Source organism: Rickettsia asembonensis (assembly GCF_000828125.2).
Classification (GTDB): domain Bacteria; phylum Pseudomonadota; class Alphaproteobacteria; order Rickettsiales; family Rickettsiaceae; genus Rickettsia; species Rickettsia asembonensis.
The window spans coordinates 24,983-33,601 of the sequence record NZ_JWSW01000087.1; the positions used below are offsets into that span (position 1 = coordinate 24,983).

Consider the following 8,619-nt stretch of genomic DNA (forward strand, 5'->3'; position numbering starts at 1 on the left):
ATACCCCTACACTCTATCAGAAATCTCAAAGACTTTATCGTACTTAAATAATTTAGGTAATGTTATTAACCCAAATAGCGTAACAATGGATATAGTAATGCCAAGAGGGGTAAAAGTACCGTTATATAAAAATCCTACTAATTGCAACCCAAATGCCGTTATAATCAATCTAGCCGCAGTGAAAATAGCCGTCATTCGAGCTTTACCGTCTGGAATAGCTTCTAGCATCAGCGGCCATAATATGTTAATCGGATATATCACGCCAAGCGATAATAATAAAGTAACTATTGTTATAGTTAAAGGATTATTAATATTATATACAACTAATATGCTATTTCCTAGTAGGAATAGTATTATAAATATAACTCCAAAATAGAAGCAGTTTCTAATACCGAATTTTTTAAAGCAATAACCGCTTGAAAAGCTCATAATTGAGAATAGAGCCGCCATTGCTCCTTGATAAAGTCCGAAATATTCTAAAGTTACACCTAAATCTCGCATATATAAAATAGGAGCAATCCCAATAAATATCCAATATCCTTGTGCAAGAAATATCATTGTAAGTATATAATATATAGCTTTTGGTGATTTGAAGATAGGTATATATTCTTTTAAGGAAATACGTATTTTTTTATTAACTTTTCTTTTTGGAATAAATAATATACCAAGAATTAAGCTAATTAAGCCAAGTGTGAATAATAAAACAAAATTACCTCTCCATCCCCAAAATAAATTGACGTAACTGCCTAGCACCGGTGCAAAAGCCATAGAAAGTGTAATAGTACCGTTTAAAATTCCCATTAATTTTTGCTGTTCTTGTACTGAATAAATATCGGCAAGAACAACATATACTAGCACTGCAACCGATGATATCCCGCATCCTTGCAAAAATCTTCCAAATAATATAGCTTCATAATTATTTGCAAATACACAAAATAAACTACCAAGATTAAAAATCAGTAAACCGAGTATAATAATCGGTCTGCGTCCGTACCTATCTCCTAAATTACCGACTATAAGCGAAGTAATACAATAAGCGGTTAGATTTACACCGAGTAGTAGTTCCGTCATAAAAGTTGAAAGGTTGAATGTATCTTGTATTTCAGGGAAGCTTGGAACGAATAAATCTATTTCCGCTCCAGCGAGTATTTCCATGATGATTACGGTAATAAGTAATTTCATAAGTAATTGTTAGTTTTAGGTTGTTTTAGCAAAGTATTGTTGAATCCAAAAGCCTGCTCGATGTCATCCCAGTAATAGGCTTGTGTTATTGCATGACTTGTTTTATGTCATTCCTGAGTAGCATTGTTGCGTGGATATCGATGTCATTCCTGCGAAAGCAGGAATCCAAAAAAAAATAGTCTTATTATTGATAAAATAAACCTAAAAAACAAGTTTTTTGTCGGTTTTACTGGATTCCCGCTTTCGCGGGAATGACATAAAGAGTATTTACCGATCCACGCAACAATATTTTTGCAGGCATGACATAAATAAGGATGCAGGAATTACAGCAAAGCCACACAACAAATTAGCTTTCTATATTCTTATAGCTTACAATAATTAGTGTATTATTTTACTAAAGAAAGAATAAATGAATATTTATACTCGTCTAGCAATTTTTATTTATCAATGAGTATATACATGACACGATAACAGGAAGACTGAAAGGAAGTGAAAGCAGAAACTTTTAGTGATATATGTTAAGAATAATTATTCCTAACATATGGGACTATTAACAAAATAAATTTTAGAGCTAATTAAGTTTACTTTTGCTGTAAATTATAAAACTTTTTTAAAATAGTATTAACTATTCCTTCAAAAATCTTATTAATTTTCGCTAAAAATTCTTTTTAATTATCAATTAGAATTATTTTGTTAACAGTCCCCTATCAATTTTAAAAATCAATTAAAATATTACTGATTAATTCCTAAAGCTTGTTTTTGAGCATCAGTAGTATTTTCCATTACCCACTTTTGGACATCAGGACTTAGCATATTATACTGATCTGCTGTTAAACTAGCAACCCAAGCTTGTTGATCGTCAGTACTCATAGCTTGTATTTGGGTTGTTGTAACTGAAGCTGGGTCAGGCATTTGCATTGATGAAGCAAATACTGGGCTTGCGAAAGCTAGAATTAATAAAATCTTTAATAAATTTTTCATTTTGTAAACCTTTTTTGTTTTGTAATTATGATTATAACAAAGCCACAGCAGCTTTCAAGCTAAATTATATTAAACATTTAAATTTTTTTATACTATAGAACTTTTATTGTAACAAATATATCAATTATCTACTTTATTGTCATTCCCGTGAGGTATTGTTGAATGGATCCATTTCACCTCTGTTATCCCGCGACTTGAACGCGGGATCCAGCTTAAAATACTAAAATTATTAATTTTTTATGGATACCGTGGTCAAGCCACGGTATGACAGCGAAAAATACTAAATTCCTGAGATTAACGGAATGACATACCCTTTTATACTGTTAACTGCTCTCTGCAAATATTACGATAGATTTCTGAGTTTTTAGATAAATCATTATGTGATCCTTCAGCGACTACTCCTCCTTTATCTATCACTAAAATATAATCAGCTGATTCTATACTACTAATTCGATGGGCAATTGATATAATAATTTTCTCTTTCATTATTTCTTTTATAGATTTTAGTAATTTCTGCTCGCTCATCGTATCTAAAGCACTCATTGCTTCGTCAAGAAGTAAGATTTGTGGTTTACGTAATAATGCTCTAGCAATAGCTATCCTTTGTTTTTGTCCTCCTGATAACCTAACTCCTCTCTCACCGATTTTAGCATTGATACCGTCATGAAGTTTAGCAGCAAATTCTTCTATTCCCGTAATTTTTATTATCTCATTTATTTCGTCGTCGCTTGCTTCATTATTACCGAATATAATATTGGACCTTACAGTGCCGGAAAAAATGTTAGCTTCTTGGGGAACATAGGCAATTAATTTACGAATTTCAGCAGGATTTGAAAGAGTTATATCTTGATTGTTAATAAGGATAGTGCCGCTTTCTTGCCGGTAAAAACGCAGCAGTAACTGCATCAAGGTACTTTTGCCTCCGCCTGATCTGCCTACAATACCGATAAATTTATCGGCATTTATCTTCAAAGACATATTATTAATAATCCTTAAATTAGGTCTTGAATGATAGGTAAAATCGACATTTTTAAATTCTATCGAGATTGAATCGGAATTATTTAATTCTAAATAACTATTATGTGTTATAGGAGTCTTATCTATAATTGTAATTATTCGCTCTAGTGCGGCGAGTGGTAGATGTATTTCACTTAATAGTTCAAAAATACCGCCGCTACTAAAGCCGGCAATAATAGCATAATAAATAAACGAGATAATTTGACCGGCAGATAAATTCCCTTTAACTATATCCAAAGCTCCAATCCAAACAACTAAAGTAATTGCAAGAAATATAATTGCTATTGAAATCGCAAAGAATAAAGCACGAATTTTTAAACGGGTTTTGCAGTATGTTAAATAGTTTTGTAGTTTAGTATCAAAATCGGTAATTTTATTTGTTTGATTGTTAAAAGCATAGATAGCTCTAATATTATTAAAAGTTTCATCAATATCCGACGCTAAAAGTGATTTAGATTCTAGAGCTTTTTTAGATAAAGCCTTAACATGTTTGCCAAATTTAATTAAAGGAATTAATAAAATAGGAATGGTAATAATTACTATAGAAGCGAGTTTAAAGCTTTCAAAAAACATTAAAGTAACGCTGCCAATTAGCATCACTGAATTGCGAATAAAAAAAGATAAGAAATTAACTGTGAGAGTAGATATTTGATCTATATCATTTGTTAGGCGTGAAATTATATCGCCGATTTTTAGTTCTTCAAACTCTTCAATTTCATAATTAATTAAATTACTATAAGCTTCTTTTCTTATTTGATTAACTGCCTTTTCAGCAACATTATTGATAAAATATGAACGGAAAAAACTAGCAATACTTAAGATGATAATTAATAAACAAATATATAATATAGATTTATCAACCGATAAAATATGGTCTTGGCTTAAGCCGTTATCAACTAAATTTCTAAAAACACTACCGATTAGTAATAATGAAGCTGATACGCTAAGTAAAGAAATCATAACGATGATCAAGTCTTTTTTATAGAACTTTAGATACTTAATCAGTCTATATAAAAGTTTGGTAACCACATAACAATCCCAAAATATGGGGCGAGTGACGGGTTTCGAACCCGCGACCCTCAGAACCACAACCTGATGCTCTAACCAACTGAGCTACACCCGCCATAAATTAACAACGTAAATTTAGATTATCAGAAGGATTTAGTCAAGAATATTTATTGTATTAACATATATTATTTGACTTATATATTATAACTATATATAGTTACAATATGAATCAGTATATAAAACTTATAAACAAAGCTAAACAAAATCCTAAAGGATTAAGTTTCTCTGAATTTCATACTTTAATGACTAAGTGTGGTTGGATTAAAGATAGACAAAAAGGTAGCCATCAGATTTGGTACTCACCCAAAGGAGATAGGTTATCTATTCAAACTTTTGGAAATATGGCAAAAGAATATCAAGTTCGACAATTTTTAAACTTTGAAAAAGGAAATGAAGATGAAAACAAATGATGCAAATGACGCATTTGACGGGTTTACTATAGAGCTTTTTAAAGATATGGATGGAGATTGGCTAGCAAGATTTGAAGAGCTACCGAACGTATCAGCTTTTGGCAATTCGCCTGAAAAAGCACTACAAGAATTACAACAAGCTTGGACTTTAATGAAAGAAAGTTATATAAGTCATAATCAATCTATTCCTTTAGCACCCTCTAGGAAAGAGTATAGCGGGCAGTTTAATGTTAGAGTAGATAAACGTGTGCATAGAGCTTTAGTACTTGAAGCACTTAGAGCAAAAATTAGTTTAAATGCTCTAGTATCTCAAAAATTAACTTTATCGGTAAACAATGAAAAAAGCAGTTATTCTAGTTAGCGGCGGGGCAGACTCTACTACGGTTCTTGCAATAGCAAGAGAAATGGGGTATGAAATTCATGCTATGAGTTTTAATTACGGACAACGTAATAATGCAGAGCTTCGGAAAGTTAAGGAGCTTATAAAAGAATATAACGTCAAGCAGCATAAGATTGTTGGTATAGATTTACGAGCTTTCGGTGGTTCTGCTTTAACAGATAATAATATAGATGTTCCGCATTATCACGATGTAAACGAACTACCTGAAGATGTGCCGGTTACTTACGTGCCTGCTCGTAATACGATATTTTTAAGTTATGCACTAGGGTATGCAGAAGTAATAGGAGCAAAAGACATTTTTATAGGTGTGCATACAAGCGATTCGGCAAATTATCCTGATTGTCGTCCTGAGTATATTAAATCTTTTAAAAAAATGGCAAATTTAGCAACCAATATGGGAATACAGGGTAAAAAAATTACTATTCATACGCCTTTAATTGATATGACTAAAGAGCAAATAATTAGAACCGGTCTCGAACTTGGTGTAGATTATAAAAATACTATATCATGTTATGAACCTACTGAAGATGATTCATCTTGCGGTAATTGCCTTGCTTGTATGATAAGGCTTGATGCTTTTAAAAAGAATAATATACAAGACCCAATTAAATATGTATGATAAATAGAGAATATTTATATGCTCCTTTTCCTGTACTTAATTTAAACGATATAGTTTTACGTGCGTTAGTCGAAGATGATGCACAAGATTATTTTAATTATATGAGTAAGTCGGAAATGGCTATTTATATAACTGATAGTAATAGCCCTAAAGACTTAGAAGAAGCTAGAGAAGAAATACGTTATTGGTCTAGTTTATATAAAAATCATAGAAGCTTTTATTGGGGAATTGCCCTTAAAGACGATAATAAATTGATAGGTACAGCAGGGTTTAATATAATAAATCTAGAGCATCATAGAGCAGAAATAAGCTATGATCTAGATCCTAGTTTTTGGGGTCAAGGTATGATGTTAAAATCTATAAAAAATATATTAAAATTTGCTGATTATATTGGTATTATAAGAGTACAGGCAACAGTAATTACTGATAATTTTCGTTCAATTAATCTTCTTGAGAGATGTGGTTTTGCTAGGGAGGGAATCCTTAAAAAATACGAAATAGTTGCAAATGAGCATAAAGATTATTATATGTATGGTAGGGTTATATGAATTGTACTGTCATCCCGTGGACCCAACACGGGATCTCAGGACGTAATCTGTATCACAAGATCCTGTGGTCAAGCCACGGGATGACAATGAGTATAAACATAAAAAAGAAAGTTAATGGTAGTAGAAGCTGATAAAAAAGAATTGATTTGTTCGTTTTGTAGTAAAAAACAACATGAAGTAAAAAAACTAATAGCAGGCCCTGCGGTATTTATTTGTGATGAATGTATAGATTTATGTACGGATATTATGAAAGAAGAAAGTAAAGTTGCGTTAAAGCAAATTACTTCTTCAATTCCAACGTCGCAAAAAATATGTGCAATTCTAAACAATTACGTAGTTGGGCAAGACCAAGCTAAAAAGATTTTAGCAGTAGCGGTTTATAACCATTATAAGAGACTTGAATATGTACAATCCGGCAATAATGACGTTGAGCTTAATAAGTCGAATATTTTATTGATCGGTCCTACCGGTTCAGGAAAAACTTTACTTGCTCAAACGCTTGCTAAAATTCTAGACGTACCTTTTACTATGGCGGATGCTACTTCCTTAACGGAAGCCGGTTATGTCGGTGAAGATGTTGAGAATATATTACTACGTTTATTGATAGCAGCTGAGTTTAATATAGCAAAAGCACAAAAAGGTATAATTTATATTGATGAGGTTGATAAAATTGCTCGTAAATCGGAAAACCCTTCCATTACTAGAGATGTATCGGGAGAAGGCGTACAACAGGCACTACTTAAAATTATGGAAGGAACAGTTGCTTCCGTGCCTCCTCAAGGCGGTAGGAAACACCCGCAGCAAGATTTCGTACAGTTAGATACTTCAAATATCTTATTTATTTGCGGCGGTGCTTTTATGGGTATCGATAGCATTATAACTGCAAGAACTAATCATAGTTCTATAGGTTTTGCGGCTAACGTAAATATAGATAAAGAGAAAAATAATAGTGAGATTCTTAAATCTCTAGAAATTGAAGATTTAACTAAATTCGGTTTAATTCCGGAGTTTATCGGTAGGTTACCTATCGTTACGACTTTAGACGAGTTAGACAAAGAAGCTTTAATTACAATTCTAACTAAGCCTAAAAACGCCATAGTAAAGCAATATCAGAAACAATTCGAGCTTGATGATGTTGAGCTTGTAATTGAGACTGGAGCCCTAGAAGCTATTGCCGAAAAAGCTCTAGCTAAAAAGACGGGAGCAAGAGGACTTCGTTCAATACTTGAACATCTTTTGCTTGATAGTATGTATAAAGTTGCTGAGCTAAAAAAACAGCGTGTTACTATTACAAAAGAGGTAGTTAACGGTTTAGTAGAACCGATAATGACCTCTCTCATTTCTACAAAATCAAACAAAAAACAACCGATTATTGAAGATATACCGGCGTAGATATTGTTTTCTCTCTATGTAATTCTTACGGGCTTGCCTGCGTGTATCGAAAAACGCATTCGGTGTCATCCCGCGTGGCTTGAACACGGGATCCAGTTAAAAATACTAAAATTATTGGTACTTTAAGCTGTTTTTTGGATACCGTGGTCAAGCCACGGGATGGCAGAGGTGAAGCTGGTCCACGCAACAACGCCACGCGGGAATGACATGGAACGAAAAATGTCCGGTACTATAGGTCAAGTCGCGGGATGACACCGAATATTTATCCTAAACTAGTATTATAAGGGTTTAAATACCATTAAGAAAAAAATAATAATCAAACTGATAAATGCTGGCCAGCCTAGGTAGAACCATAATTTAAATAATTTATAATATTTTTCCGGTAGGAGAGTTTGCTGTTTTAATGCTTCAAGTGCTATATTTCGTAGTTGGATTTGAATCCATACCACCGGAAGCCAACAACCACCGGCGATTATGTATCCGATATAAGTTAAGGTAAGCCATAAATCAGAATAATTATAGCCAAGCATATTTACTAATATTATGCCGCTAACTGGTTGAATTATCACAGTTGGAGTAGTAAAAAGAAGATCAGCTATAACTGTAGTGTGAGCTGCGTATGCCTTTGCATTCAAGTCGCCGGTTTTATTTGCCCACCACATAAAAAAAGCAGTACCGATTCCAGTACCAAATAAAATGGTAGAGCTAATAATATGAATAGTTTTTATAAAAAGATAATCCATTATTTATCTCGTTCTATAGCCATTAATACTAAAGTAAGTAATATTATTGGAATATTTTTAAATATCGGACCAAGCGGATCTAGCCATAATATTGGCTTAAGATATGTTAACAGTTTAGATGAATTAGTTAACACAGATCATCAATATCGTAGATTTAAAAGTTTATTTAATTTTAAAGCAGTTGAAAGAGAGTTATTAGTGCTAGAAACTGAAGCTAATTATAAAGGCTATGGAACATTACGGTTATTTAAATATTTGC

At 32.6% G+C, this 8,619-nt stretch carries 13 protein-coding genes and 1 tRNA gene; 7 read left to right on the top strand and 7 right to left on the bottom strand.

All coding sequences use genetic code 11. The features are described 5' to 3' along the window. Window positions 1–6 precede the first annotated feature (6 nt). Window positions 7–1,182, bottom strand: a complete 1,176-nt coding sequence (locus tag SB78_RS07085; protein WP_041079641.1) for a multidrug effflux MFS transporter — start codon at window positions 1,180–1,182, stop codon at window positions 7–9. A 126-nt stretch (window positions 1,183–1,308) separates the two neighbouring features. Here SB78_RS07085 and SB78_RS11610 point away from each other — a divergent pair, with 126 nt between their 5' ends. Further along, on the top strand, window positions 1,309–1,437 hold the full coding sequence (locus SB78_RS11610) for a hypothetical protein (protein WP_277813984.1): 129 nt from the start codon (window positions 1,309–1,311) through the stop codon (window positions 1,435–1,437). 477 nt (window positions 1,438–1,914) lie between these two features. On the opposite strand, the gene SB78_RS07090 is transcribed toward SB78_RS11610, so the two are convergent. From SB78_RS07090 to SB78_RS07100, 3 genes are all read right to left on the bottom strand, one after another. Beyond that, window positions 1,915–2,163: a DUF2673 domain-containing protein gene (locus SB78_RS07090; RefSeq protein WP_011270565.1), complete on the bottom strand. Its 249-nt coding sequence runs from the start codon at window positions 2,161–2,163 to the stop codon at window positions 1,915–1,917. Window positions 2,164–2,478: 315 nt separating this feature from the next. Then, window positions 2,479–4,209, bottom strand: a complete 1,731-nt coding sequence (locus SB78_RS07095) for an ABC transporter ATP-binding protein (RefSeq protein ID WP_096334752.1) — start codon at window positions 4,207–4,209, stop codon at window positions 2,479–2,481. Window positions 4,210–4,226: 17 nt separating this feature from the next. Continuing rightward, window positions 4,227–4,303, bottom strand: a tRNA-His gene (locus SB78_RS07100). Between the two features lie 187 nt (window positions 4,304–4,490). Between SB78_RS07100 and SB78_RS07105 the strand changes: the two genes are divergently transcribed. The 6 genes from SB78_RS07105 to clpX are packed head-to-tail and all read left to right on the top strand — an operon-like array spanning window position 4,491 to window position 7,617. Then, window positions 4,491–4,658 (top strand): type II toxin-antitoxin system HicA family toxin, encoded by a 168-nt coding sequence (locus SB78_RS07105; protein WP_066027634.1) that lies wholly within the window; start codon window positions 4,491–4,493, stop codon window positions 4,656–4,658. Continuing rightward, window positions 4,645–5,019 (top strand): toxin-antitoxin system HicB family antitoxin, encoded by a 375-nt coding sequence (locus SB78_RS07110; RefSeq protein WP_041079647.1) that lies wholly within the window; start codon window positions 4,645–4,647, stop codon window positions 5,017–5,019. The genes SB78_RS07105 and SB78_RS07110 overlap by 14 nt, the downstream gene beginning before the upstream one ends. Then, window positions 4,994–5,677 (top strand): 7-cyano-7-deazaguanine synthase QueC, encoded by a 684-nt coding sequence (gene queC / locus SB78_RS07115; protein ID WP_041079649.1) that lies wholly within the window; start codon window positions 4,994–4,996, stop codon window positions 5,675–5,677. The genes SB78_RS07110 and queC overlap by 26 nt, the downstream gene beginning before the upstream one ends. Next, a complete protein-coding gene (locus SB78_RS07120) occupies window positions 5,674–6,225 on the top strand; it encodes a GNAT family N-acetyltransferase (protein ID WP_041079651.1) in 552 nt (183 codons plus the stop codon). The genes queC and SB78_RS07120 overlap by 4 nt, the downstream gene beginning before the upstream one ends. Further along, window positions 6,222–6,356: a hypothetical protein gene (locus SB78_RS11615; protein WP_277813985.1), complete on the top strand. Its 135-nt coding sequence runs from the start codon at window positions 6,222–6,224 to the stop codon at window positions 6,354–6,356. Before SB78_RS07120 ends, SB78_RS11615 begins: the two co-directional genes overlap by 4 nt. After that, the gene (gene clpX, locus SB78_RS07125) at window positions 6,340–7,617 is read left to right on the top strand and encodes an ATP-dependent Clp protease ATP-binding subunit ClpX (protein ID WP_041079653.1); all 1,278 of its coding nucleotides are present in this window, start codon (window positions 6,340–6,342) and stop codon (window positions 7,615–7,617) included. The genes SB78_RS11615 and clpX overlap by 17 nt, the downstream gene beginning before the upstream one ends. Window positions 7,618–7,642: 25 nt before the next feature. On the opposite strand, the gene SB78_RS12055 is transcribed toward clpX, so the two are convergent. The 3 genes from SB78_RS12055 to SB78_RS11845 form a co-directional block, all read right to left on the bottom strand. Continuing rightward, a complete protein-coding gene (locus SB78_RS12055; RefSeq protein WP_410524527.1) occupies window positions 7,643–7,804 on the bottom strand; it encodes a hypothetical protein in 162 nt (53 codons plus the stop codon). Window positions 7,805–7,895: 91 nt separating this feature from the next. Next, a complete protein-coding gene (locus SB78_RS07130; RefSeq protein WP_041079655.1) occupies window positions 7,896–8,360 on the bottom strand; it encodes a DUF2269 family protein in 465 nt (154 codons plus the stop codon). Continuing rightward, window positions 8,360–8,494: a DoxX-like family protein gene (locus tag SB78_RS11845; protein WP_338390889.1), complete on the bottom strand. Its 135-nt coding sequence runs from the start codon at window positions 8,492–8,494 to the stop codon at window positions 8,360–8,362. The genes SB78_RS07130 and SB78_RS11845 overlap by 1 nt, the downstream gene beginning before the upstream one ends. Window positions 8,495–8,619: the final 125 nt, after the last annotated feature.